Source organism: Streptosporangium sp. NPDC001559 (genome assembly GCF_042893955.1).
GTDB lineage: Bacteria > Actinomycetota > Actinomycetes > Streptosporangiales > Streptosporangiaceae > Streptosporangium.
This window is the reverse complement of record NZ_JBIAVG010000006.1, coordinates 173,648-197,806: the sequence shown is the minus strand read 5'-3', so window position 1 is coordinate 197,806 and position 24,159 is coordinate 173,648. Positions and strand designations below refer to the sequence as shown.

The following is a 24,159-nucleotide window of genomic DNA, read 5'->3' as shown; positions in this document are numbered from 1 at the left end:
GGTCCCCGCGCCCTTGGGGGTGTCCTCGGGGTAAGTAGAGTGGACTGGCCCGCCACGGTGCCGTCCGTGGATCTCGCAGGGGCGGGTTCGCGGGCCGGGCCGCGCGACGGCTCCGGCCGTACGGCCGGCACGACGATCCACCGAGAGGAACCATGTCCACCTGCGACCACCTCACCCAGGCCCAGAACCCGGCTCCCCGCACTCCCGAGGGGTGCGAGGAGTGCCTCGCGATCGGAAGCCGCTGGGTCCACCTGCGCAGATGCCTGTCGTGTGGGCACATCGGCTGCTGCGACTCCTCGCCGAACAAGCACGCCAGCGCCCACTTCGCCCAGGAGGGGCACCCGGTCGTCGCCTCCTTCGAGCCCGGCGAGAGCTGGCGGTGGTGCTACATCGACGACATCCTCGGCTGAGGGGAACCCCTCAGTCCCGCTCCAGGGTCGCCTCCTCGAAGTCGAGTTCGTGCATGACCCTGTTGAGCACCTCGTCGTCGAGACGCCCCTCGTCGCGCAGCCGCACGAACACCTCGCGGCCCGCGGCGAGCATCTCCCTGCGCAGCCGCCGGTAGACGGTGCTCGGCGTCTCCTCACCCCTCGGCCCTGTGCCGCCGCCGAGGCGCTCCCAGGCGGTGAGGGCGCGGCGCTCGGCCCGCGACCTGAGCTGGTCGACGACCTCCCGGTGTACCTCGTCGATCCCCTCGGCGACCAGCTCGTCGAGGCGGGCCAGCTCGGCCGCGGCGGCCGCCTGCTGGGCCGCGGCCTCGGTGAGGTTGTCGTTGAAGACCTCCTCCGCGTTGGAGATCCGCAGCCGCCTGATCAGCGCGGGGAACGTCAACCCCTGGATCAGCAGGGTGCCGATCACCACGACGAAGGTGAGGAAGAGCAGCGTCGGCCGCCCGGGGAAGTCCGGCGGGATGGCGAAGGCGGCGGCGAGTGAGACGACGCCGCGCATTCCCGCCCAGCTGACGACGACCGTGTTGCGCCACGACGGCGCGTTCGGCTCGTTCCTGCGCACCCCCGCCGACAGCACCCGGGGGAGGTAGATGCTGGGCACGACCCAGACGGCCCTGGAGAGCACCGCGGCGGCGAAGACCGCGACCGCCATGCCCGCGAGCATCCAGGGGTCGGCGTCCCTCAGCTCCGTCATGATCGGCCACAGCTGCAGGCCGATCAGGGCGAAGACGATCGTCTCCAGGAAGAAGTCGACGACCCGCCAGACGGCACCGGACAGCAGGCGGGTGCCGAAGCCCGCGCGGGGCATGCGGTGGCCGACGTAGAGGCCGACGATCACCACCGCGATCACACCCGAGACGTGTACGGCCTCCGCGGCGAGGTAGACGCCGAACGGGATGAGCAGCATGACGGTGTTCTCGACCAGGGCGTCCCGCAGCACCAGCAGGATCCTGGCCAGGCACCAGGCGAGCACCAGCCCGACGACCACGCCGCCGACGGCCGCGTAGAGGAACCGTCCCACGGCGTCCAGCCAGCTGATCCCCTCCCCGAGCGCGGCGGCCACGGCCACCCGGTAGGCGGTCAGCGCGGTCGCGTCGTTGAAGAGGCTCTCCCCCACCAGGATGGTGACCACCTTGCGGGGCAGCCCGAGCCTGCGGGCGACCGCGACGGCGGCCACCGCGTCCGGCGGCGCCACGATCGCGCCGAGCGCGAAGGCGGCGGCCAGCGGCAGCGACGGCATGAGCAGGTGGACGACCCAGCCGATGACGAGCGTGGTGAACAGCACCAGCCCGATCGACAGCAACGCGACCGGGCGCCGTACCGCCTTGAGTCGCATGTAGGAGCTGTCGATGGCCGCGGAGTAGAGCAGGGGCGGCAGGAAGACCAGCAGGACCAGCTCGGGGTCCAGCTGGTAACCGGGTACGAACGGCGACAGCACCAGCCCGGCGAACACCAGCAGCAGCGGCGACGGCCACCCCCGGCGCCTGGCCACGGCCGCCACCGCGATCGCGATGATCGGAACGACCAGAAGCTGTACGGCGGACGCCTGGTTCATCCCACTCCTCACCCGTTCGGGTGATCAGACTACGGGATGGCCCTTCGGTGATCCGTCAGGTCACCAGTCGCGGCGTTCCTCGTGCTCCGGGCGCAGCCGCTCACCGGTCGAGTGCGGCGACTCCTGGGAGCGTGAGCGCGAGCGCCTGTCCTGCTGCTGGCCTCCGAAGATGCCCAGCGGGTCGGACGGGTCGACGTCCTGCTGGTAGGCGGGCGGCTCCTGGTAGGAGGTCTGCTGCTCCTGGTAAACCGGCTGTTCCTGGTAGCCCGGCTGCTCTTGGTAGCCCTGCGGGCCGTACAGGTCTCTCAGGTCCGCCGGGTGCCCCGCCTGCCTGGCGCCGAAGGCGTAGGGGTCGGGCTGCGCCGGGGCCGGATAGCCGTAGGGGTCGGGCTGCGCCTGAGGGTAGGAGTGGGCCGGGAAGCCCGAGGGGTCGGTCGTGCCCGCCTGGACGTAGGGGTCGGCGGGGCGCTGTCCGGAGCGTTGTCCGGGGCCCTGGGACGCATAGGGGTCGGCGGGCAGCGGGGCGGGAGCCGTGGCACCGTACGGGTCGGGGCGGTGCTGCGGCGCGAACGGGTCTGGCTGCTGGGCGAACGGGTCGGGCTGCTGAACGGGAGCGGCGGGGTAGGGGTCGGCCTGCTGAGCCGGGCCACCGTAGGGGTCGGCCTGCTGGGCGGGGGCCGTGGCGTAGGGATCGGGCTGCCTGGCCGCGCCGTACGGGTCCTGGGGCTGCGCGCCGTACCCCTGCGGGGCCGCTCCGCCGTAGGGGGCGGCGGGCTGCTGAGGCGGGTAGAGGTCGCCCGGCATCTGGTAGACCGGCTCCGCCTGGCCGTGCCCGGTCTGCTCGGCGGGCTGACCGTAGGACAGGCTGTCGTTGACGATCATGTTCTCGCGGGGCACCACGCCGTCGGGACCGTATCCCGCGGGCGGGCGCTCGACGGGCGGGACGGCGCCTCTGGCGACGAGCACGTCGGTCGGGCTGAGCGCGGCGGGGCGCGGCTCCTCGGCGGCGGGGACCACCTGGGTGGCCGCGGGGTCGGTGTACTGCTGCGGCGGGCTCGCGTAGTCCTCAGGCGCCGGCCTGGCGTACTGCCCGGTCCCGGGGAACCCGTTGGGATCCTGGTAGCCGCCCTGCCCCGTCGTCTCGCCGACCTCGTCGGGGTACTGTCCCCCGGCCTCGACGAACCCCTCGTCAAGGGTGTCGACCAGGCGCCCGACGTCGTTCATGGGCATGCGAAAACTAGCGGTGCACATCTCGCCGCGCCACAGGCTCAGCACCAGGGTGCCTTCGTGCCAGGTGACCCGGAGCACCCGCTCCTGGCCACGCTCGTCGAAGAACACCTCACCGAACGACGGCAAGGGGACAACTTCCGACATAGAGGACATAGTGCTTTAACCAGCCTTTATTCGTCCACTCAACCCCGGAAAACCCTACCGAACCGGTCTTTCCACCCCCATCCTCCATCCCGGTGAGCCGAAACGGGCGATCTTCTTTGACCATACGAGGGCGGTGATCCGGATTGATCCAGCCAAGTCTGCCACGCGCCGCGAGCCTCGCGTCCCGGAATGCCGGGATGCGCACACGGGGTCACTCACCGGAGCCAGCCGCGTCTGTCGGGGGAAGCCGGTACGGTTGGCTGTCGTGCCGACCGACTCGATCACCTCCGCCGAAGACGCCCCCACGGCGGTCCCCGCGACCGCGCCTGACCTGCCCCAGGTCGAGGAGTTGCTGAGCGCCGCCGTCGAGGCGGTCGGCGGGGTCGAGCGCCCCGGCCAGATCGAGATGGTGCGGGCGGTCCAGCGGGCGATCTCCTCCGGCGACCACCTCGCCGTCCAGGCGGGCACCGGCACCGGCAAGTCCCTGGCCTATCTGATCCCCTCCATCCGGCACGCGATGTCATCGAAAGGCGCGGTGATCGTCTCCACGGCGACCATCGCGCTGCAGCGTCAGCTCGTCGACCGCGACCTGCCCAGGCTCTCCGAGGCTCTCGCCCCCCAGCTGCCGCACCAGCCGACCTTCGCCATCCTCAAGGGCCGCCGCAACTACCTGTGCCGCTACAAGGCCGCGGCCGGCTGGCCCGAGGAGGAGCAGGACCAGCTCTTCGACCCGCGCGAGGTCAACGCGACCGGCCGGATGGTCCAGCGCATCCAGGAGTGGGCCCAGGAGACCGAGACCGGCGACCGCGACGAGCTGGTGCCTGGCGTCAACGAGCAGGCCTGGCGGCAGTTCTCCGTGAGCTCACGCGAGTGCCTGGGCGCCGCCCGCTGCCCCAGCGGCGCCGAGTGCTTCGCCGAGCTGGCCAGGGCCCGCGCGGGCGAGTCCGACGTCGTCGTCACCAACCACGCGCTGCTGGCCATCGACGCCATGGAGGACTTCTCCCTGCTGCCCGAGCACGAGGTGGTCGTGGTCGACGAGGCGCACGAGCTGGTCGACCGGGTCACCTCGGTGGTGAGCGGCGAGCTGTCGGAGACCATGGTCTCGGTGACGGTCCGCCGGGTCGGGCGGCTGATCGAGCAGGCGATCTCCGACCGGCTCATGGAGGCGGGCGAGCAGCTCAAGGACCTGCTCGCCGCCGCCCCTGCCGGGCGCCTCGACGAGCTGCCCCCGGTGCTCGGGATGACCCTGGCCCTGGTGCGCGACGCGGCCTGGGCCTGCATCACCGCGCTCGGCCCCAGGTCCGGCGGCGACAAGGACGACCCGGAGGGCGCGGGCCTGCGCAAGGCGGCCTTCACCGCCCTCGACGAGATCCACGACACCGCGCAGCGGATGCTTGACGCCTTCGGTCACGCGGAGGAGGTCGACCGGGCCGAGGTGGTCTGGCTGGAGGCGGCGACCGACCGGCGCCCGCCTCTGCTGCGGATCGCCCCGCTCACCGTGGCCGGGATGCTCCGCGACAAGCTCTTCGGCGACCGTACGGTGGTCCTCACCTCGGCGACGCTGGCGCTCGGCGGCGCCTTCGACGGCCTGGCCCGCCAGTGGGGTCTCGGCTCAGGGGACGGCAAGGGCGCCAAGGACGGCTGGCGGGGGCTGGACGTCGGCTCCCCCTTCGACCACGCGCGCAGCGGCATCCTCTACGTCGCCAAGCACCTGCCCCAGCCGGGGCGTGACGGTCTTCCCGAGGCCTACCTCGAGGAGATCACCGAGCTGATCGAGGCCGCGGGGGGCCGCACCCTGGGCCTGTTCTCCTCGATGCGGGCCGCCAAGGCCGCCACGGAGGCGCTGCGGGAGCGGCTGAGCGTGCCGTTGCTCTGCCAGGGCGACGACTCAACGATGCTGCTGGTCAAGCAGTTCGCCGAGGACGAGCCGACCTGCCTGTTCGGCACCCTGACCCTGTGGCAGGGCGTGGACGTGCCCGGCCCCTCCCTGCGGCTGGTCATCATCGACCGCATCCCGTTCCCGCGTCCCGACGACCCGCTGAGCTCCGCCAGGCAGCGCCACGTGACCGCCAGGGGCGGCAACGGCTTCATGTCGGTCGCCGCGACCCACGCGGCCCTGCTGCTCGCCCAGGGGGCGGGCCGCCTGCTGCGCAGCCAGCACGACAAGGGTGTGGTCGCGGTCCTCGACCCCCGCCTCGCCACCGCCCGCTACGCCGGTTTCCTGCGCGACTCGCTGCCGCCCTTCTGGCCGACCAACGACCCGGGAAAGGTCCGCGACGCGCTCAGGCGCCTCGGGAAGGGCTAGAGCCTGTTCCGCGCGGATCCTCACCGTGGTGAGGGTCCGCAGAACAGGCTCTAGAGATCGAGAAGGCCCAGGTCGGGGCGCTTGGGGTCGAGGCCGTCGCCTGAGGAGCGTCCGCGTAGCCTGCGGACGACCCAGGGGCCCAGGTGCTCTCTGACCCACCGGACGTCCTCGCGCCGCCGCTCACCGGGGGTGACCCGCTCACGCGGCGGCCACCGCTTGCGCCACTCGTCCGCGCACTCGACCCCCAGGACGTCGCACACCTTGGCGGCCACCAGCCGGTGCCCCTCGGCGTTCATGTGCAGCCGGTCCTCGCTCCAGGCGCGCCAGTCGCGCAGGCCCTGCATCGACCACTGGTCGACCAGGCGGCAGCCGTACAGGTCGGCGATGGACCTGACGTGCATGTAGAAGATCGCGAAGGTGCCGCGGGCGCGGCGCATGATCGGAGTGTCACGCGGGTCGACGCCGGTGAACAGCAGCACCTCCGCGCCGGTCGCCCGCAGATCCCGTACGGCTCCCGCCAGCAGCCCGGCCATCGCGTCCGGGTCGCAGCCGGGGCGCAGCAGGTCGTTTCCCCCCGCGCAGAGGCTGACCAGGTCGGGCCGCATCTCGACCGCCCTGGGGACCTGCTGCTCGACGACCTGGCCGAGCAGCCTGCCCCGCACGGCGAGGTTGGCGTAGCGGAACTCCGGTTCGAGCGCGGCCAGCCGTTCGGCGACCCGGTCGGCCCAGCCTCTGAAGGGTCCTCCCTCGCCGTCGGGGCCGGGGTCGTTCAGCCCCTCGGTGAAGCTGTCGCCCAGCGCGGCGAAGGAGGTGAAGGCGCGGCGGCCCACTACACGAGCTCCGCCACGGCCTGCAGCGCCAGCACGTAGGACCTCAGCCCGAAGCCCGCGATCGTGCCGGTCGCCACTCCCGCGACCACCGAGTTGTGCCGGAACTCCTCACGGGCGGCCGGGTTGGAGATGTGCACCTCGACCAGGGGCGCGGTCCGCTGGGCGATGGCGTCGCGCAGCGCGTAGGAGTAGTGGGTGAACGCCGCGGGGTTCAGCACCACCGGGATCCGGCCGTCGGCCGCCTCGTGCAGCCAGGAGATCATCTCGGCCTCGTCGTCGGTCTGCCTGACGTCCACGGACAGGCCCAGCCCCCGGCCCGTCTCCCGGCACAGCGCCGCCAGGTCGGCCAGGGTCTCCGCGCCGTAGACGTCGGGCTCCCTGGTGCCGAGCCGCGACAGGTTGGGGCCGCTGAGCACGTAGACAGGTCTCATCCGATCACCTGGCGATCTCCTCGTAGGCGGCTTCGAGCAGCTCCTCCGGCGGGTCCTCAAGCGGGGACACCTTCGCCAGGTCGTCGAGGACGACGAAGCGCAGTCTGGCGCCGCGGCTCTTCTTGTCAAGGCGCATGTGCTCGCGCAGACCGGGCCAGGCGTCGCGGCGGTAGGCCGTGGGCAGCCCGACGGAGGTCAGGATGGACCGGGTGCGCTCGACGACGGCGGCGCCGATCCGGCCGTCCAGGCGGGACAGCTCGGCGGCGTAGACCATGCCGATGGCGACGGCCTCTCCGTGGCGGATCCGGTATCCCTCGGCCCGTTCGATGGCGTGGGCCAGGGTGTGGCCGTAGTTGAGGATCTCCCGCAGGCCGCCCTCGCGCAGGTCGGCGCCGACCACGTCGGCCTTGATCTGCACCTTGCGCTCGATGAGCTCGCGGGTGTGCCGTCCCTCGGGGTGCCTGGCCTCCTGCGGGGCCTCCTCGATGAGGTCGAGGATCACCGGGTCGGCGATGAAGCCGCCCTTGATGACCTCGGCCAGGCCGCCGACGTAGTCGTCACGGGGCACCGAGACCAGCGTGGCCAGGTCGCACAGCACGCCCGCCGGAGGGTGGAAGGAGCCGACCAGGTTCTTGCCCTCGGGGGTGTTGATCCCGGTCTTGCCGCCGACCGCCGCGTCGACCATGCCCAGCAGCGTGGTGGGCACCTGCACGACCTTGACGCCGCGCAGCCAGGTGGCGGCGGCGAAGCCCGCCAGGTCGGTGGTCGCCCCGCCGCCGACGCCGACGACCGCGTCGGAGCGCGTGACACCGTGCGCGCCGAAGGCCGACCAGAGCCCGGCGGCCACCTCGACCGTCTTGGCCTGTTCGGCGTCGGGTACCGGCAGCGCGACGACCTGGTAACCGGCCGCCTCGATCGCCCCGCACACGGGCCTGGCGATCTCCGGCAGGCTCGCCGGGTGGACCACCGCGACGGTGCGGACAGCGGGACCGAGCAGGGCGGGAAGCTCCCCGAGCACCCCGGCGCCGATCACCACGTCGTAGGGGGACTCTCCGGACACCTTGATCCTGGAGGTCGTCATGATCCGAGTCCCTTCACGATCTCGTCGACGACCTGTTCCGGGTCGCGTTCGTCGGTGGCCACGGTGAGGACGGCCAGACCCTCGTAGATCGGGCGGCGGGCCTCCATGAGCTTCTTGAGCTGGCTGCGCGGGTTGAGCACCAGCAGCGGCCGGGCCGAGGCCAGACCGACCCGCTGCACCGCCTGCGCCAGGCCGACCTCCAGGTAGACCACGGGGTGACCGGCGAGTAGTTCCCGTGTCGCCTCGGCCAGCACCGCGCCGCCGCCCAGGGACAGCACGCCGTCGTGTTCGTCGAGCGCCAGCCGTACGGCCCGCGCCTCAAGCTCCCTGAAGTGTTCCTCGCCGTCCTCGACGAAGATGTCACCGACCGGTTTGCCCGCCGTGACCTCGACGTCGGCGTCGGTGTCGCGGAAGGCGACCCCCAGCCGTTCGGCGAGCAGGTGGCCGACGGTCGACTTGCCCGCGCCGGGGGCGCCGACCAGGACTACGCGGGGACTCACCGTTCCTCCTCGGTTCGCACGCTCACTTGATCACCATCGAGGAGAGGTAGCCGGACAGGTTCCTGGCGACCTCCTCGACGGAGTCACCGCCGAACTTCTCCACCGCGGCGTCGGCGAGGACCAGCGCGACCATCGCCTCCGCGACGATCGCGGCGGCGGGCACGGCGCACACGTCGGAACGCTCGTGGTGGGCCTTGGCGGCCTCGCCGGTCAGCACGTCGATGGTGGCCAGCGCCCTGGGCACGGTGGAGATCGGCTTCATGGCGGCGCTGACCCGCAGCGGCTCGCCGTTGGTCATGCCGCCCTCGACGCCGCCCGCGCGGTTGGTGATGCGGCGCACGCCGTCCGAGGTGTTCTCGATCTCGTCGTGGGCCCGGGAGCCGGGGCGGCGGGCGGTCTCGAAGCCGTCGCCGACGGCGACGCCCTTGATGGCCTGGATGCCCATCAGCGCGGCGGCCAGGCGGGCGTCGAGACGGCGGTCCCAGTGGGTGTAGCTGCCCAGGCCCGGCGGCAGGCCGTAGGCGACGACCTCGACGACCCCGCCGAGGGTGTCGCCGTCCTTGTGGGCCTTGTCGATCTCGGCGACCATCGCGGCGCTGCCCTCGGGGTCGGCGCAGCGCACCGGGTCGGCGTCGACGACGGCCATGTCCTCGGGGCCGGGCAGGACGCCCGGCGTCGCCTGCGTCCCTCCGATGGAGACGACGTGGCTGACGATGTCGACGCCCAGGGCCTGCTTGAGGAAGGCGCGGGCGACCTGGCCCAGGGCGACCCTGGCGGCGGTCTCGCGGGCGCTGGCCCGGTCGAGCACGGGGCGGGCGTCGTCGAAGCCGTACTTCTGCATGCCCGCCAGGTCGGCGTGGCCCGGCCGGGGGCGTGAGCGCGGCGCGTTGCGCGCCTGCCCCTCCAGCAGCGCGGGATCGACCGGGTCGGCCGCCATGACGGTCTCCCACTTGGGCCATTCGGTGTTGCCGACGCGGATGGCGACCGGGCTGCCGAGCGTGCGGCCGTGCCGTACGCCGCCCACGATGTTCACCACGTCCTGCTCGAACTTCATCCGCGCGCCGCGGCCGTAACCGAGGCGGCGTCTGGCCAGTGCCCCGTCGATGTCGGCCGTGGTCACCTCCACCCCTGCGGGCAGGCCCTCAAGGATCGCGACGAGCTCGGGGCCGTGGGATTCTCCGGCGGTCAACCAGCGCAACATGGTGACAAGTCTTCCATGTGCCGCCCACTGGAATGGCCGAGGCTCACTGGTTGAGACGCTCCCGCATGTCAGCGGATCGCCTGGGCCGTGAGGATGACCGCGAAGGCGCCGGCGGCCATGAAGGGGCCGAAGGGGATCTCGCTGCCGCGTCCCGCCCGGCGCGCGGCCACCAGGGCGCCGCCGTACAGGCCTCCGGCGAGGAAGCCGAGGAAGGCGCCGGTGACCAGGGCGTCCCAGCCGAGCCGGCCGAGCGCCACACCCAGCGCCGCCGCGAACTTGACGTCGCCGAGCCCCATGCCCTCCGGGTTGACCAGGAAGAGCAGGAGGTACAGGCCGGTCAGGACCAGGCCGCCGAGCAGTGCCCTGGCCAGGTCCTGGACGCCGTCCCGTGTCAGGGCCGTGACCGCCAGCGGCGCCACCGTGCCCAGGAAGGCGGCGGCGGTGAGCCGGTCGGGCAGCCGGTGGACGGCGACGTCCACGACGACCAGGGCGACCGTGACGGCCGTGAGCCACCCGTAGGCGGCCAGTTCTGGCCACGGGTACCGCGACGCGAGGGCTGCCAGCGTCACCGCGGTGAGGGCCTCGGCCACCAGCGGCGGCGGTCCGATCCGTGCCCGGCACCCCGGGCAGCGCCCGGTCGCGAGTCTCAGGGACGCGGCCGGGCCGCCTCCGACCGCCGTGGCGCAGCGCGGGCAGGCGTGCCCGAGGAGGGTGTCCTCCCCGACCGAGTGGCGGATGGCCAGGTCTCTCGCCCAGAAGCCGAGCGGCAGCCCGGCCAGTGCGGCGGCGAGGGGCAGGAGGTGGTTCACCGCGCCCCCGGGGAAGGTCGGCCGTGTTCGTCCACGGCCCGAACCCTAACGCGGGAAGGTCAGTCCCGGCCGCGTGACGACCGGCCGGTCAGCGGCCAGCCGAGGCGGCGGCGCCGGGGGGCGGCCGTCTCGGGCCCGGCCTCCGTGCGGGCTCCCGTGCGGGCCTCCATTCGGGCCACGGTGATCCCGGGGGTCTCGGAGCCGAGCCGGTCGAGGGTGCCCGCCCCGACCGCGGCGAACGCCTGCAGCACGGCTCCCTCGATCACGAACGGCACCGGGCCCGCGACGTCGATCACCACGGCGGCGGCGTCCTCGTGCGCCGCCGCCTGGCAGACCTGCGGGGTCGTCGCCTGGATGGGGCGGGCGTCGGGACGCCACAGCTTCAGCGGGCCGGTCCCGGTGAAGGCGAGCACCGCCTGCCTGCCGTCCTTGCCGACGAGCTTCGGCAGGGCCATCTCGCTCTCCTTCTCCTGCCGCAGCCCGTGCTCGCCGACCTCGGACTCCGTCAGCAGGGCCACGACCGGGACGAGCAGCCGTGCCCCGCCGAGGGCGGCGATCACCGCGCCCACGTCGGCCGTGCCCGCGGAGAAGGCGGCGAGCGCGGACGAGACGGCGGCGTCGGCTGAGCCGTCGTCGCCGGGGACCAGTGGCTGGGGAATGCTCGGCACGACCCCGAAGCCTACCCTCGGTGACCGGCGGGTCCTCGGCCGAGGGAGGGTCACCGGGCGGCGTCGAAGACGATCTCGACCCGCCGGTTCCTCGCGCGGTTCGCCTCGACGGGAGCGCCGTCGACGATGTTGGGCACCTTGGGCCTGGACTCGCCGAACCCCTTGGCCAGCAGGGTCGTCCCGGTGCCCGCGAGGGCGGCCCGCAGGACCTGCCCCACGGCCCGCGCCCGTCTGAGCGAGAGCGCGTCGTTGTAGGCGTCGCTCCCCTGGTCGTCGGTGTGCCCCTCGATCCTGACCTCGCCGCCCGCGGACTCGGCGCGGACGCGCTCGGCGATCCGCCGCAGGCGCAGCTTCGCCCCGGTGGTCAGCACGGCCTTGTCGAGGGCGAACAGCACGTCGCTGGTGAGCGCGACGGTGATCTGCTCCCCGCGTTTCGACTCGCTCTCGGCGCCGTCGAGCGACTCGACCTCGGCGATGACGTCCTCGACGCGGGCGACGACGTCCTCGACCCCGGCCGTGGCCTCCACGGGGTCGGCGGGATCGGCGGGGTCGGCCCACGCGGTCCCCGGGTGCCCCGCCACCAGGGCGAGCGTGAGCGCCAGGACCGTGAGGCGTTCAGGAGATCGGGACATCGGCGAACACGCCCAGCACCTTGAGGTCCACGTTGATCTTCGTGATGTCCGGCGGCGGGGCGGCGAACGTCGCGTTCAGCGGCAGCACCTCGTCCGGCTCGGTGAACACGTCGTAGTTCGAGCAGAGACATGTGGCCTTGGGGTAGGCGCCGGTGCGCGCGACGGTGTAGCGCTTGCCGTTGACCGGGTCGATCAGGCTGACCCCCGCGACGGTGAGCCCGAGGCCGCCCGGAGTGTCCCCCATGCCGCTGTTCATCTGCCACCTGGCGCCACCCGTGTTGGTGACCGTCCAGGTCAGCGTGGCCAGCCTGCCCTGCCGTCTGAGGCCGGTGATCCGTACGACCAGTTCGGCGCCGCCCGTCCTGACCTTCCTGGCGGCGATCACCCTGTCCTGCTCGATGGGCGGGTCCTGCTGCTCCGCCGGCTGTTCGTCCGGCTGCTCCGCGGGTTGCTCGGCCGGTTGTTCCGCGGATTTCCCGGCCGGGGTCGAGGCCGCGGAGACGGGGAGCGGCTGCCTCTCCTCACCGCCGCCGCCCCGCTGCCCGGGGAGCGCCCCGCACCCGCTCAGCACCGCCGCCAGTACGGCGGCGGCCAGCGCCGGTGTGATCCCTCTTGCCATCGTGCTTCCACCTCTTGCCCGTCGTGGTTCGCGTCGGCCCCGACCGTAGGCGGGCCACCTTCAGGACGCGTATAGCGCGCTATACGCGCAGGCCACGGCGGCGTCGTATCTCGTCGGCGAGCTCTTCCGCCGCGGCGCGGCCTCGCCTGTCACCGAGAGCGTCAAACTCTCCCATAGCTCGCATTACTCCATCAAACGCCTCATCAATCTCATCTAGCCCGAGCGACGCCTCCGCCAGGGTGAGCGTCGCCCGCGCGGCGCCGGCGCGGTCCCCGTGCTCGCGGAAGGTCTCCAGCGCCTCCCGGGCGCTCTGCCCTGCGACGTCCGCCCTGCCCTCCGCCAGGGCGATCCCGGCCAGGACCGTCAGCGCCGCGGCCTCGGGCAGCCGGTCCCCCAGCCGCCTGGCCAGGCCGAGGCCGTGTTCGGCCCGCTCGTTCGCCTCCCTGAGCCGCCGTGTGTCCAGGAACAGCCCGGCGAGGTCGAGCGAGACCGCCGCCTCACCCCGTGGGTCGCCCAGCTCGCGGTAGGCCTCCAGGCTCCTTGAGAGCAGTTCCCCGTCCCGGCGCAGCCCGCCGAGGGCGCGCAGCGCGTCGGCCCTGCCCCGCCGGTCTCCCGCCGCGGAGAAGGCGGCCAGGCACGCCACGAAACACGCCTGCGCCTCGGACGGCCGCTCCCCGGCGAGGTGGACCAGCCCGAGCCGGTACCGGACGCGGGCCGCCTCCCCCGGCTCCGCGAGGCCGAGCGCCCGCCGCAGGGCCTCGGCCGCCTCGGGCAGTCTGCCCTCCACCCGGTGCAGGTCGGCCAGGGATCTCAGCAGCAGCGCCTCGCCGTTGCGGTGCCCCGCGCGCCGTACGGCCCGCAGCCCCTCCTCCACGGCCGAGCGCCAGTCCTCGCGGTGCGCGCCCAGCTCGAAGAAGGGCGTCAGGTAGAAGGCCAGCCGCCAGGCCGCCTCGTCCAGGCCCGCCCGCCGCGCGTCGGCGACGGTCGCGACCAGGAACCTCCGTTCCGCGGCCAGCCAGCGGGCCGACTCCCTGAGGAGCGCGGTCTCCGCGGCCGCGGCCTGCTCTGCCGTACGGGCCAGGGTCAGGCCCGAGCCCGGCTCCGCGGGCAGGAGCAGCGTCCTGGCCCGCCGGGCGCGGTCGAGGATCTCCGGGACCGCGACGGCCAGGACCCCGGCGGGCGGACCCTCCTCCTCGGCCAGGCGCTCGGCCGCGTAGAGCCTGGTCAGGTCGTGCCAGCCGTACCTCTCCTGGCCCGTGGGGTCGAGACCCCGCGCCTGCAACAGGCCCGCCCCGGCCAGTGCCTCAAGCGTCTCCTCCGCGGGCGCGCCGAGGACGGCCGAGGCCGCCCAGGGGGCGAAGTCGGGGGCGGACAGCGCGCCGAGACGACGCAGCAGCAGGCGTTCCCCGTCGGAGAGGGCGCGGTAGCCCAGCGCCAGGCTGCCGCGCACGGCCAGGTCGCCCGCGCTGAGCTCGTCCAGGCGTCCGCGTTCGTCCTCAAGACGTCCCGCCAGGTGTTCCAGGGTCCAGCCGGGGCGCCTGGCCAGCCTGGACCCGGCGATCCTGAGCGCCAGCGGCAGCCCGCCGCACAGCTCGGCGATCCGCGCCGCCGCCCGCGGCTCCGCCTCGACACGACGCCGCCCGGCCACCCCGGCCAGCATCGCCACGGACTCGTCCCGGTCGAACACGCCGAGTTCGCGGGCACGCGCCGCCTCCAGGCCGTGCAGCGGCGAGCGGCTGGTCACCAGCGTCAGGCAACCGGGCCCGGTGGGCAGCAGCGGGCGTACCTGGGCCTCCCGCTCCGCGTCGTCGAGCACCACCAGCAGGCGCCGACCGCTCACCGTGCTGCGGTAGAGACGGACGCGCCCGTCGAGGCCGGCGGGGATCGCCGTCTCCTGGCAGCCGAGCGAGCGCAGCAGGTCCTCGAGCACCGCCTCCGGCGTCCTGCCGCCGAGCGAGGCGTGCAGCCGCCCGCCGGGGAAGTCGAGCGAGGTGGCCGCGTGGACCGCGACCGCGGACTTGCCCACCCCCGCCGGACCGTGCAGCACCAGGTGGACGGGCGCGCCCGCGGCGTCGGGCACCGACCGGCGAATCCAGTCCAGCACGTGTTCACGTCCGGTGAAGTCGGCGATGTCCGGAGGTGTCTCGTTCGGCACCTGTCCGGCCCGGGTCGAGGCGCCCGCGAGCACACGTTCGTGCGCCTCGCGCAGCGCCTCCCCCGGTTCAAGGCCGAGTTCCCCGACCAGCAGCCGTCGTGCCTCCTGGTAGGCGCCCAGTGCCTCCGACCTGCGTCCCGCCTGGCCGAGGGCCGTGATGAGCTGCCCCCACGCCCTTTCCCGCAGCGGGTAGGCCGCCACGAGCGCGCGCAGTTCCCCGGTCACCCGCGCGCCCCGGCCGAGCGTCAGGTCCAGTTCGACCCGCTCCTCGACCGTGGTCAGCCGCAGCTCCTCAAGCCGTACGGCGTGCGCGCGCCGCAGCGTGTCCGACTCGACGTCGGCCAGCGCGGGCCCCCGCCAGAGCGCGAGGGCCGCGCGCAGCCCCTCGGCCGCCTCGGCCCGCCCGCCTGCCTCCCCGGCTCGCGTGGCCTCCGCCACCAGCCGCTCGAACCGGTGCGCGTCCACCCGGTCGGGGTCGACGTCGAGGAGGTATCCGCCGGGCACGGTGCGAATCCCCGCGACCACCTTGCGCAGGGCGCTGACGTAGACCCGCAGCACCGCCTCCGCCGAGGCCGGCGGCCGTCCGTCCCACACCTCGTCGATCAGCCGGTCGGCGGCCACCGCCCGCGCGGGCCGCAGCAGCAGGGCGGCCAGCAGCGCGCGGTGTTTCGCGGGCCCCGGGGTCAGGTCGTGATCACCGTCGAGGACCAGCAGCGGCCCCAGCACGCCGAACCGCACCGTCTCAGCCCTTCGGCCCGCTGAGCTCGAACGAGCGGAACCTGACCCGGACCGGGGCGCCGGTGTCCGGCGCCGCGTGCACTCCGGCCGCGCCGGGGCCGTACGGATCGCGTGTGTCGACGGCCTCGGCGACCAGGACGTCGTCGACCCACATGCTCAGGGTGGTTCCCGTACCCCGTCGCCCGCACCGGGCCACGACGCGGCCGTCCGCCGTTCCCCGTACCCGGACCGGCCCGTCCAGGACGACGCCCCGCCCGGCGTGCCGCTTGACGATGGAGGCGTCGCCGGAACCCGCGACCGTGAACTCGTACCGGTCGCCGGTGCCCAGGTCGCCACGGCACCACACGCCGAACTCCCCCGACCCCGCCTCGATCCGGGCCGAGGAGCTGACCACGACGTCCTCCGCTCGCTCGCCGGGGAAGGGGGCGGACTTCCACAGCCGCCATCCGGGGTTGGCGGTCAGCAGGTAGGCGGCGCCGTCCCGCTCGCTCCGGCCGCCCTCGGTCACGCCGACCTCCCAGGAGTCGGCGAAGTCCGCGCGGTAGGGCAGGGCGGGCGCCTTGCCGAAACCGGCCTGGACGGCCACGCCGGCGGTGACGGCCGCGGCGAGCGCGACCGCGCCCAGAACCCACGGCCACCGGCGCCGGGCCCTCTTCCCCGGCTCGACGGCGACGGGCCCGTCAGGGACGGCGGTCTCCTCCGGGGCGGTGACCGTCCAGGAGCGTTCGACGGCCTGGGTGGCGGTCGCCGGGGTCGGGCTGCCGCCGATCAGCTCGCCCAGCAGCCGCCCGGCGCTCGGCCTGCGCGCGGGGTCCTTGGCCATGGCCCGTTCGACGACCGCGCGCATCCGGTCTTCGAGGCCGTCGAGGTTCGGCCCCTCGTTGACGATCCGGTACAGGACCTCGGGCGGGGAGCCTCCGCCGAACGGCAGACGGCCCGTACCCGCGAACGCGATCACCCCGCCCCACGCGTAGACGTCGGCGGCGGGGGTCGGCGGCTCACCGCGCACCTGCTCGGGCGCCATGAACGCGGGTGTGCCCAGGATCGCCTGGCTGGCCAGGCTCTCCTCGTCGGCGAGCTGCGCGATGCCGAAGTCGATCACCCGCGGGCCGAGCGGGGACAGCAGCACGTTCGACGGCTTGAGGTCGCGGTGGATCACCCCGGCCTCGTGGATGGCGTGGAGCGCGGTGGCGATCCCGGCCGCGAGCGCCTCCAGGTTGGCGCCGGTCAGCGGCCCCTGCTCCCGTACGGCCTGCGCCAGGCTTGGGCCCTTGACGTACTCGGTGACGAGGTAGGCGACGTCCCCGTCGATCCCGGCGTCGAGGACGGGGGCGGTGCAGAACCTGGCCACCCTGCGCGCCGCGGCCACCTCACGGTCGAAGCGCCGGACGAAGGCCGGATCGTGGGTGAGCCGGGGATGGATCACCTTCACCGCGGCCAGGCCGCCGGTCGGGGTGGTGGCGAGGTGCACCACGCCCATGCCGCCCCGGCCAAGCTCACGCCTGAGCACGTATCCGCCGATCACGTTCACCGGAGTCACCCTACGATCAAACACCGACACCGGGGACAAAAGCCCCGGCGCTCAGCCCAGATCGGCGATGGCGGCGACCGGGCCGCCCCCGCTGGGGCCCTGGTGGACGGCGGCGACCGAGACGAAGACGGCGGGGTCGCCGGTGACACTGGCCGCGACACCGCCGACGGTCGCCTTGATCTGGCGGTGCCAGTGCACGTCGGAGTCGTCGAGCATGATGTTGCGCCTGCCCCTGACCCTGCCCGAGGGGTCCGCCTCGCACTTCATGAACACGTTGACCAGCCTGCCGTCCAGGTCGGAGGGGTGCGGGCGCTCCGGCAGGTCGATCCCGCTCGACCGGATGGCCGCCCAGATGCCGTCGGCGTCCAGCGCGTCCCGCATGACGGAGTGGCCGATCCGGTAGCGCCCGCCGATGCCCCTGACGTTGCCGACGACGACGATCTGCGCCCTGTCCAGCTCGACCCCCGAGGAGCAGGAGGCGACGGAGGAGTACAGCGACAGGTCCCGGTGGATCTGCCCGGCCGTGGGCGTCCCGATCTCGCCGAGCGCGACCGCGACGCCGAGGGCGGTGGTCGAGTTGGAGATGTCCATCGAGGGCCCGGTGTCCTCGACGACCACGTCCCGGCCCCGGGACCTGGCGTCGTTGATGGTGGCGAGGGTGAGCAGGGGTGTCTTGGTCTGGACGTAGTGGACGTCGGCGGGGTCGTCGATCCCGGCGGCCTCCATGGCCTTCCTGACGCCCGCGGCGACCTTCTCGACCATCGCGGGGCGGCCGATGTCCTCGGGCAGGATGACCTCGCTCATCGCGACGCCGACGCTCAGGCGCGGCTCCTGGCTCGGTTCGGCGGCCGCCGTGGTCGCGAAGATCGTCGCGTGCGGGCTGAGCACGCCGTCGGTGCCGCCGGACCAGACCAGCGGGACGTCCTGGGGCGCCGGATGCCCCCGCTCCGCGAGCACCTCACGGAAGGCGCGGTCGGCCAGGATGCGGGTGTAGTCGTTCACCCCGCCGTTCCCCTCGGTCTTGCCGATCACGGCGAGGACCCGGTGCGCCTCGATCACCCCGTCGTCGATGAGCCGGGACAGCCCGGAGGCGTCGGTCACGCTCTCGATCGCCACCTTGCGCACTTCAATCGGTTCCGGCATCCCTGTCACCTCTCGGTCCTGTGACTTCCCTGTGGCCTCGCGACCTCCGGTCCGGACCGGCCCCGGGGTCGCGACACCCGTTGCGATACCCACCGCGCGGGGCAGGCACCGGCGCGGGGAGCGGTTTCCCCGGCCGGGGGCGGACACGCGTGAGGAGCGCGCCCAGGGCTTCCTTGATCGGTAATCGTTCTCCTGAGGCGGTCCGCGCCCCGGCCCCCCGCACGGCACGGCCCCGCCCGCGGGGCGCTTCAAACCTGTGATCTGCGACACATCCAAACATCCGATGATTTTGGACATATCGCCACTTCTCACAACATCGGCGGATATTTCACAGCACCGAATGACGTTCAGTTAACGTCACGTTTCCCGCTAGATCATCTGCCCGCGCACGCGACACCAATAACTTTGTTTACAGTTGATCCAGCGGTGGAAAACGAGCCGCTCCACGCAGCTGAGAAAACGGGGTTCTCCGCATGCTTGCATTACTTGACGCGCCTCCTGACAAGGCCGATCAATATCTTCCACAGCCTCCGTCCGACGACGAGCTGAAACTGTATTTCGGGCCACAAAAGCGCTGGGTGCTTCTGTCCGTGCCCCTTTCCCTGACATTAACCGCAGGGACTCTTTTCCTATTCTCCATGCGTCATCCCGCGTTGTGGCCGTTTTTCGTGGCCCTGCTGCTGAACCTCAGTGGATGGACGATGTCGTTCGTCGACGGGCAGCGTCAGCGGCTGACCACCTGGGAGTCCCACGAGCTGCTCGTGCGCTCCTGGCGGCCCGCCCGCCTGCCCTCCGTGGACGTCTTCCTGCCGACCAGGGGCGAACCCATGGAGATTCTGCGCAACACCTTCCGCCACGTGGGAGCACTGCGGTGGAACGGTCCAGTCACGGTCTGGGTGCTCGACGACGCCGCCCGCGACGAGGTGGAGGAGCTGGCCGTACGGCACGGCTTCCGGTACAGCGCGCGGCCCGACCAGGGGTACCTGAAGAAGGCGGGCAACCTCAACCACGGCCTGTCGATCAGCTCGGGCGAGGTCGTCGCGGTCTTCGACGCCGACTTCTGCCCGAGGCCCGACTTCCTGTCCCACCTGGTCCCCTATCTGGAGGACCCGAGGATCGCCGTGGCCCAGTCGCCGCAGTACTTCGACACCACGGAGGAGATGCCCTGGCTGCAGCGTACGGCCGGGGCCGCACAGGAGATGTTCTACCGGTGGCTGCAACCGTCGCGGGACGCCGACGGCGGCGCCATCTGCGTGGGCACGAACGTGGTCTACCGGCGCGCGACGCTTGAGGAGATCGGGGGCTTCCCCAAGATCGACCACAGCGAGGACATCTACACCAGTGTCGAGCTGATGAAGCACGGCTACCGCACCAAGTACGTCCCGGTGCTGCTGGCCAAGGGCCTGTCCCCCGACAACGTCGCCTCCTACATCGCCCAGCAGTACCGGTGGGCGATGGGCTGCATGAGCCTGCTGTTCGACCGTGACTTCCACCGCACGCCGATGTCGTGGCGGGTACGGCTGTCCTACTACAGCGGTTTCCTGAGCTACTTCGTCTCCGCCGCCAACATCGCGGCCGTCCCGCTGCCCGGGCTCGTCATGCTCGCCTTCTATCCGGACGAGGTCAGGGCGTGGCACATGATCCCGTTCGTGGGGCCCCTCTGGGTGGCGCTGGTGCTGCTGCCCGCGGTCTCGGTGAGCCGCTGGCGCTTCGAGGTGACCCGCGCCCAGACCCTGTACGCCTACTGTCACCTGATCTCCATCGTGCACGCGGTGCGCAACCAGGCCGCGGCGTGGGTGCCCAGCGGCGCCGCCGCGGGCAAGAGCACGCTCGTCTCGACCGTCGCCCGCATGGCCTTCGTCTGGCTGACCGTCACCACGGCCGCCACCTGGATCGGCATCGCGCTGCGCGCGTCCGTCTACGGGTGGGGTGAGTACTGGGCGCTGACCCTGTTCGCCGTCGGCACCACCTACATCGCCCTCCCCCTCATTCGTGATCTGTGGAGGATTCTCCGATGAACCACCGTCTGCGCTGGCCAGAGGCCCTGGCCATCACCGTCCTGTTGCTGCTCGGCGTGCTGCTCGCCTCAGGCCTCGCCGTACTGCCTCCGCTGCTGCCGTGACGCCGCGCTACCGTCTCGGCTTCAGGCCGGACATCGAGGGGCTCCGGGCGGTCGCCGTCCTGGCCGTGCTCGCCTTCCACGCGACCGTGCCCGGCATGGCCGGGGGGTTCGCCGGGGTGGACGTGTTCTTCGTCATCTCCGGGTTCCTGATCACCGGTCTGCTGCTGCGCGACATCTCGGCCGAGGGCCGTTTCTCGCTGGCGGACTTCTACGCCAGGAGGGCCAGGCGCATCCTGCCCGCCGCCGGGGTCGTGCTGCTCGCCACGACGGCCGGGGCCTGGTTGCTGCTGCCGCCGCTGCGCGGCACCGACGTCGCCGGTGACGTCGTCTCCGCCGCCCTGTATCTCGCCAACTGGCGATTCGTCGCGGGCCAGACCGACTACCTGGCCGCCGCGCGGGACCCGAGTCCTCTGCTGCACTACTGGTCGCTGGCCGTCGAGGAGCAGTTCTACCTCCTGTGGGCGCCGCTGCTGCTGGTGCTCGTGCTGGTGGCGCGCCGTCTCGGCCGCAGCCCCCTGCCCGCGATCACGGTGGCCGTCGTGGCGCTGACCGGTGTCTCGTTCGCGCTCGCGCTGTGGTGGACGGGAACCAGCGCCCCGCTCGCCTACCTGTCCTCCCCCTCCCGCGCCTGGCAGTTCGGCGTGGGTGCCCTGGCCGCCCTGCTCACGCCGTACGGCGGGCGTCTCGGCGCGCGTCCCGGAGGCGGCGAGGGCCACCGGGACGTCCCGCGCTTCTCCCTGCGGGTCGTCTCCGGGGTGCTCGGCCTGGCCGGAGCGGCCGCGGTCGCCTGGTCGATCGTGGCGCTCGGCCCGCAGACGCCGTATCCGGGAACGGCCGCGCTGGTCCCCACGCTCGGCACGGCGGCGGTCATCGTGTTCCGCTCGCCGGTCTCCGCGGCGCTGTCCTGGGCGCCGGTCCGTCTGGCGGGGCGGCTGTCGTTCTCCTGGTACCTGTGGCACTGGCCGGTCCTGGTCCTCACCGAGGCCGCGCTCGGCGAGCAGTCGTGGCCGGTACGGCTGGCGCTGGTGCTGGCCTGCGCGCTTCCCGCGGCCCTGACGCTGAGGCTGGTCGAACAGCCGCTGCGGACGTCGCGGGTCGTGGCGGCGCTGCCCAGGCGCGGCCTGGCCCTGGGCACCAGCGCGATGGCCGTGCCCGTCGCCGCCGCGCTCCTGCTCAACGGCGGGATCGTGCAGGGCGCCACGACCACCACGGTCACCGTGGCGCAGTCGGCCGAGACACCGGACGCCCCCGGTACGGCGCTGCGCCCGTCGCCCGCGCAGGCCAGGACCGACTTCCCCAAGTCCCAGGGCTGCGAGATCGCGCTGACCGCGACGACGAGCCCGCCGTGCCTGTTCGGCGACACCTCCTCCAAGGACAGGGTCGTCCTCATCGGTGACTCCCACGCGGGCCAGTGGTTCGCCGCGGCCGAGCGCATCGCCGCGCGGAGAGGGTGGGCCCTTGAGGTCCTCACCAAGCCCGGCTGCCCGCTGCCCCGGCTCACGGTCGTCGACCCCCGGTTGGGCAGGGAGTACCGCGAGTGCGACGCCTGGCGGGAGTACGCGATGAAACGGCTGGCGAGCGAGGCTCCGCCCCGGCTGATCCTGCTGGCCTCGCTCAACGCGTACACCACCGACAGGGCCGCGCTGACCCGCGCCTGGGACTCGACCCTCACCCCGCTGTCACGGCTCGGCGCCTCGCTGGTCTACCTGCGTGACACGCCGTTGCCCGGCAAGGACGTGCCGGCCTGTCTTTCCGGCGGTCCCGTCTCCGGCTGCGCGTTCCCGCGCGTCGCCGGCCTGCGCCCCGACCCGCTGGCCGAGCAGATCACCGCGGGGAAACGTCCGGGGGTCCGTCTGCTGGACGTGACGCCGCTGCTGTGCCCGGAGGGTTCCGGGGATTCCGCCACCTGCCCCGCGGCGCTCGACGGCATCGTGCTCTACCGCGACGACGCGCACATCACCGACACCCTCGCGGTACGGCTCGCTCCCCGAATCGAGCAGGACCTTGAGGACCTCGACCTGATCCCCACGGTGCTGTGAGGCCCGCCACCCGGGTGGTCCTCGCCCTTGTCGTCCTCCTGGCCGGGTGCTCGGGGCCCGGCCGGGAGGCACGGGAGGCACGGTGGGCCGAGATCTTCCGTGACGACTTCTCCGGGGCCGCCGGATCCCCGCTGCCCCCGGGGTGGCTGCACGACCTCGGTACCTGTTATCCCGGCTGCCCCGCCCCCCGGTGGGGCACCGGGGAGATCGAGACGATGACCGACTCGACGGAGAACGTCTCCCTCGACGGTGAGGGGAACCTGGCCATCACCCCGCTGCTGCGCGAGGGGGCCTGGACGTCGGGACGGGTGGAGACCGCCCGCTCCGACTTCAGGCCCCCGCCGGGAGGCGTGTTGCGCGTGGAGGCCAGGATCCGGCTTCCCGCGGTGACCCCGGCGGACGGCGCGGGTTACTGGCCCGCGTTCTGGATGCTGGGCGCCCCGCTGCGCGACGGTTACACCGGCTGGCCCGCCATCGGCGAGATCGACGTGATGGAGGCGGTCAACGGCCGTCCCTCGGTCATGGCCGCCATGCACTGCGGTGTGATGCCCGGCGGGCCGTGCGGCGAGCCGTCGGGCATCGGCTCCGGTGAGCGTCCCTGCCCGTCCTGTCACGGGAGCTTCCACCGCTACGCCGTGGAGATCGACGAGAGGGAGATCCGCTGGTATCTCGACGACGCCCCGGTCCTGACCGTCGCCGCGACCCGGATGGACCCGCAGACCTGGGGCAGGGCGACGGCGCACGGCTTCTTCCTGATCCTGAACGTCGCCGTTGGCGGCGGCCTCCCCAACGCCTTCGGCGGCGGCCCCACCCCCGCCACCGCCCCCGGCCGCCCCATGCTCATCGACTACGTCTCGGTGAAGACCAAACCCGCCCCCAAGGCATGAACACCCCCAAGCGCGAAGAGTGTCCGGCTTGGGCGCGTCGGTGTCTGGACTGAGGAACGCAGGAGCGAAGCGACGGAGTGACGAGGGAAGACACCGACCCGAAAGCGCCCAAGCCCGCGACGCCGCAGGCGGAGCAAAGAAACACAGCCCTACCCCATCCTCCGCAGGATCTCGGCCACCACGGCGGCGCGTTGGGGCTGGAGGTAGAAGTGGCCGCCGGGCAGGATCGTCAGGGAGAAGCCGGACTCCGTGCGAGCCTGCCACTCCTTGGCCTGCAGCGGGGTGACCACCGGGTCGGTGTCGCCGACGATGACGGAGATGGGGGTGCGCAGCGCGGGCCCGGGGGTGTGGCGGTACTCCTCGACCAGGCGGAAGTCGGCCCTGATGTAGGGGAAGACGACCTCCCTCATCGCCGGGTGGGAGAGGATCTCGAGTTCGGTGCCGCCGAGTTTGGTCATTTCGGCCAGGAAGGTCTCGTCGTCGCAGGAGGAGATCGCCCGCCTGCGTCTGGGCTCGTGCGGGGCGGCGCTTCCCGAGACGAACAGCCGGACGGGGCCGTCTCCCCTGGCTTCGAGGGCCCTGGTGGTCTCGTAGGCGACGACCGCGCCCATGCTGTGCCCGAACAGCACGACGTCCCGGTCCATCAGAGGCTGGATCTCCTCGACGACGGGGCCGACGATCTCGTGGATGTCGGCGGGCATGGGGTCGCCGAACCGGTCCGCCCTGCCCGGCAGCTGCACGCCGTACGGCTCGACCGATCCGGGGAGCAGGTCGGGCCAGTCGCGGTAGGCGGTGACCGAGCCGCCCGCGTGCGCGAAGCAGATCAGCCGCGTGGTGGCCCTCGGCCTGGGCTTGAGGGTACGCAGCCAGGTCATGTCGGTTCCTTCCATGCTGTGGACGGGGGCGGCGCGGCGGCCGTCCCTCCATGATCGCCCCCCGGGTGCGGCCGGCGCGAGGGGGATGGCCACTTGGGCCGTTTCGGAGATGACCGGCACCGGACAGCGCCGGATGCGGGGATTCCCGGGTGACGCGTGGGGAACCAGTGTTGTGCGGGTCGCGCATTTCCTGTCCTGCCGGTGCCTCCGCGCTT

General features: G+C 72.8%; 20 protein-coding genes. 5 read left to right on the top strand and 15 right to left on the bottom strand.

The window, feature by feature from the left end; genetic code table 11:
• Positions 1 to 152: 152 nt before the first annotated feature.
• Entirely contained in the window at positions 153 to 410 is a 258-nt protein-coding gene (locus tag ACFYY8_RS16000) for a ubiquitin carboxyl-terminal hydrolase 14 (RefSeq protein ID WP_390041297.1), read from the top strand.
• 10 nt (positions 411 to 420) lie between these two features.
• On the opposite strand, the gene ACFYY8_RS15995 is transcribed toward ACFYY8_RS16000, so the two are convergent.
• Entirely contained in the window at positions 421 to 2,004 is a 1,584-nt protein-coding gene (locus tag ACFYY8_RS15995; protein ID WP_390041295.1) for a Na+/H+ antiporter, read from the bottom strand.
• A gap of 60 nt (positions 2,005 to 2,064) precedes the next feature.
• Positions 2,065 to 3,378 (bottom strand): hypothetical protein, encoded by a 1,314-nt coding sequence (locus tag ACFYY8_RS15990; RefSeq protein WP_390041293.1) that lies wholly within the window; start codon positions 3,376 to 3,378, stop codon positions 2,065 to 2,067.
• Positions 3,379 to 3,643: 265 nt separating this feature from the next.
• Here ACFYY8_RS15990 and ACFYY8_RS15985 point away from each other — a divergent pair, with 265 nt between their 5' ends.
• Positions 3,644 to 5,683 (top strand): ATP-dependent DNA helicase, encoded by a 2,040-nt coding sequence (locus ACFYY8_RS15985; protein WP_390041291.1) that lies wholly within the window; start codon positions 3,644 to 3,646, stop codon positions 5,681 to 5,683.
• 50 nt (positions 5,684 to 5,733) lie between these two features.
• Here ACFYY8_RS15985 and ACFYY8_RS15980 read toward each other — a convergent pair whose 3' ends face one another.
• The 12 genes from ACFYY8_RS15980 to ACFYY8_RS15925 form a co-directional block, all read right to left on the bottom strand.
• Positions 5,734 to 6,513, bottom strand: coding sequence for an SGNH/GDSL hydrolase family protein (locus tag ACFYY8_RS15980; protein ID WP_390041289.1), 780 nt, complete (start codon positions 6,511 to 6,513; stop codon positions 5,734 to 5,736).
• On the bottom strand, positions 6,513 to 6,944 hold the full coding sequence (gene aroQ / locus ACFYY8_RS15975) for a type II 3-dehydroquinate dehydratase (protein WP_352011393.1): 432 nt from the start codon (positions 6,942 to 6,944) through the stop codon (positions 6,513 to 6,515). Before aroQ ends, ACFYY8_RS15980 begins: the two co-directional genes overlap by 1 nt.
• 4 nt (positions 6,945 to 6,948) lie before the next feature.
• Positions 6,949 to 8,025, bottom strand: a complete 1,077-nt coding sequence (gene aroB / locus ACFYY8_RS15970) for a 3-dehydroquinate synthase (protein ID WP_390041287.1) — start codon at positions 8,023 to 8,025, stop codon at positions 6,949 to 6,951.
• Positions 8,022 to 8,525, bottom strand: coding sequence for a shikimate kinase (locus ACFYY8_RS15965; RefSeq protein WP_390041285.1), 504 nt, complete (start codon positions 8,523 to 8,525; stop codon positions 8,022 to 8,024). Before ACFYY8_RS15965 ends, aroB begins: the two co-directional genes overlap by 4 nt.
• Before the next feature lie 22 nt (positions 8,526 to 8,547).
• Positions 8,548 to 9,726 (bottom strand): chorismate synthase, encoded by a 1,179-nt coding sequence (gene aroC / locus ACFYY8_RS15960; protein WP_390041283.1) that lies wholly within the window; start codon positions 9,724 to 9,726, stop codon positions 8,548 to 8,550.
• A gap of 68 nt (positions 9,727 to 9,794) precedes the next feature.
• Entirely contained in the window at positions 9,795 to 10,535 is a 741-nt protein-coding gene (locus ACFYY8_RS15955) for a prepilin peptidase (RefSeq protein ID WP_390041281.1), read from the bottom strand.
• Positions 10,536 to 10,594: 59 nt separating this feature from the next.
• Positions 10,595 to 11,203, bottom strand: a complete 609-nt coding sequence (locus ACFYY8_RS15950; RefSeq protein ID WP_390041279.1) for an SseB family protein — start codon at positions 11,201 to 11,203, stop codon at positions 10,595 to 10,597.
• Between the two features lie 50 nt (positions 11,204 to 11,253).
• Complete coding sequence (locus ACFYY8_RS15945) at positions 11,254 to 11,835, bottom strand: OmpA family protein (RefSeq protein ID WP_390041277.1); 582 nt, start codon at positions 11,833 to 11,835, stop codon at positions 11,254 to 11,256.
• On the bottom strand, positions 11,819 to 12,454 hold the full coding sequence (locus ACFYY8_RS15940) for a hypothetical protein (RefSeq protein ID WP_390041275.1): 636 nt from the start codon (positions 12,452 to 12,454) through the stop codon (positions 11,819 to 11,821). The genes ACFYY8_RS15945 and ACFYY8_RS15940 overlap by 17 nt, the downstream gene beginning before the upstream one ends.
• A 79-nt stretch (positions 12,455 to 12,533) precedes the next feature.
• A complete protein-coding gene (locus ACFYY8_RS15935; protein ID WP_390041273.1) occupies positions 12,534 to 15,347 on the bottom strand; it encodes a BTAD domain-containing putative transcriptional regulator in 2,814 nt (937 codons plus the stop codon).
• Positions 15,348 to 15,351: 4 nt separating this feature from the next.
• Positions 15,352 to 16,878 carry a serine/threonine-protein kinase gene (locus ACFYY8_RS15930; protein ID WP_390041271.1) on the bottom strand — a complete coding sequence of 509 codons (1,527 nt, stop codon included), beginning with the start codon at positions 16,876 to 16,878 and terminating at the stop codon, positions 15,352 to 15,354.
• 51 nt (positions 16,879 to 16,929) lie between these two features.
• Positions 16,930 to 18,021: a ring-opening amidohydrolase gene (locus tag ACFYY8_RS15925; RefSeq protein ID WP_390041269.1), complete on the bottom strand. Its 1,092-nt coding sequence runs from the start codon at positions 18,019 to 18,021 to the stop codon at positions 16,930 to 16,932.
• A 638-nt stretch (positions 18,022 to 18,659) separates the two neighbouring features.
• On the opposite strand from ACFYY8_RS15925, the gene ACFYY8_RS15920 reads away from it, so the two are divergent.
• The 3 genes from ACFYY8_RS15920 to ACFYY8_RS15910 all read left to right on the top strand — a co-directional run bounded on the left by ACFYY8_RS15920 (position 18,660) and on the right by ACFYY8_RS15910 (position 23,069).
• Positions 18,660 to 20,039: a glycosyltransferase gene (locus ACFYY8_RS15920; protein WP_390041267.1), complete on the top strand. Its 1,380-nt coding sequence runs from the start codon at positions 18,660 to 18,662 to the stop codon at positions 20,037 to 20,039.
• A 100-nt stretch (positions 20,040 to 20,139) separates the two neighbouring features.
• The gene (locus tag ACFYY8_RS15915) at positions 20,140 to 22,182 is read left to right on the top strand and encodes an acyltransferase family protein (RefSeq protein WP_390041265.1); all 2,043 of its coding nucleotides are present in this window, start codon (positions 20,140 to 20,142) and stop codon (positions 22,180 to 22,182) included.
• On the top strand, positions 22,179 to 23,069 hold the full coding sequence (locus tag ACFYY8_RS15910) for a glycoside hydrolase family 16 protein (RefSeq protein WP_390041263.1): 891 nt from the start codon (positions 22,179 to 22,181) through the stop codon (positions 23,067 to 23,069). The genes ACFYY8_RS15915 and ACFYY8_RS15910 overlap by 4 nt, the downstream gene beginning before the upstream one ends.
• Positions 23,070 to 23,218: 149 nt before the next feature.
• On the opposite strand, the gene ACFYY8_RS15905 is transcribed toward ACFYY8_RS15910, so the two are convergent.
• Positions 23,219 to 23,944, bottom strand: a complete 726-nt coding sequence (locus ACFYY8_RS15905; RefSeq protein WP_390041261.1) for a thioesterase II family protein — start codon at positions 23,942 to 23,944, stop codon at positions 23,219 to 23,221.
• Between the last annotated feature and the right edge of the window lie 215 nt (positions 23,945 to 24,159).

What these genes read in the sequence shown, in the direction of transcription:
- ACFYY8_RS16000 (WP_390041297.1), top strand. Translation starts at nt 153, where the DNA reads ATGTCCACCTGCGACCACCTCACCCAGGCCCAGAACCCGGCTCCCCGC.
- ACFYY8_RS15995 (WP_390041295.1), bottom strand. Translation starts at nt 2,004, where the DNA reads ATGAACCAGGCGTCCGCCGTACAGCTTCTGGTCGTTCCGATCATCGCG.
- ACFYY8_RS15990 (WP_390041293.1), bottom strand. Translation starts at nt 3,378, where the DNA reads ATGTCGGAAGTTGTCCCCTTGCCGTCGTTCGGTGAGGTGTTCTTCGAC.
- aroQ (WP_352011393.1), bottom strand. Translation starts at nt 6,944, where the DNA reads ATGAGACCTGTCTACGTGCTCAGCGGCCCCAACCTGTCGCGGCTCGGC.
- aroB (WP_390041287.1), bottom strand. Translation starts at nt 8,025, where the DNA reads ATGACGACCTCCAGGATCAAGGTGTCCGGAGAGTCCCCCTACGACGTG.
- aroC (WP_390041283.1), bottom strand. Translation starts at nt 9,726, where the DNA reads ATGTTGCGCTGGTTGACCGCCGGAGAATCCCACGGCCCCGAGCTCGTC.
- ACFYY8_RS15945 (WP_390041277.1), bottom strand. Translation starts at nt 11,835, where the DNA reads ATGTCCCGATCTCCTGAACGCCTCACGGTCCTGGCGCTCACGCTCGCC.
- ACFYY8_RS15940 (WP_390041275.1), bottom strand. Translation starts at nt 12,454, where the DNA reads ATGGCAAGAGGGATCACACCGGCGCTGGCCGCCGCCGTACTGGCGGCG.
- ACFYY8_RS15925 (WP_390041269.1), bottom strand. Translation starts at nt 18,021, where the DNA reads ATGCCGGAACCGATTGAAGTGCGCAAGGTGGCGATCGAGAGCGTGACC.
- ACFYY8_RS15920 (WP_390041267.1), top strand. Translation starts at nt 18,660, where the DNA reads ATGCGTCATCCCGCGTTGTGGCCGTTTTTCGTGGCCCTGCTGCTGAAC.
- ACFYY8_RS15905 (WP_390041261.1), bottom strand. Translation starts at nt 23,944, where the DNA reads ATGACCTGGCTGCGTACCCTCAAGCCCAGGCCGAGGGCCACCACGCGG.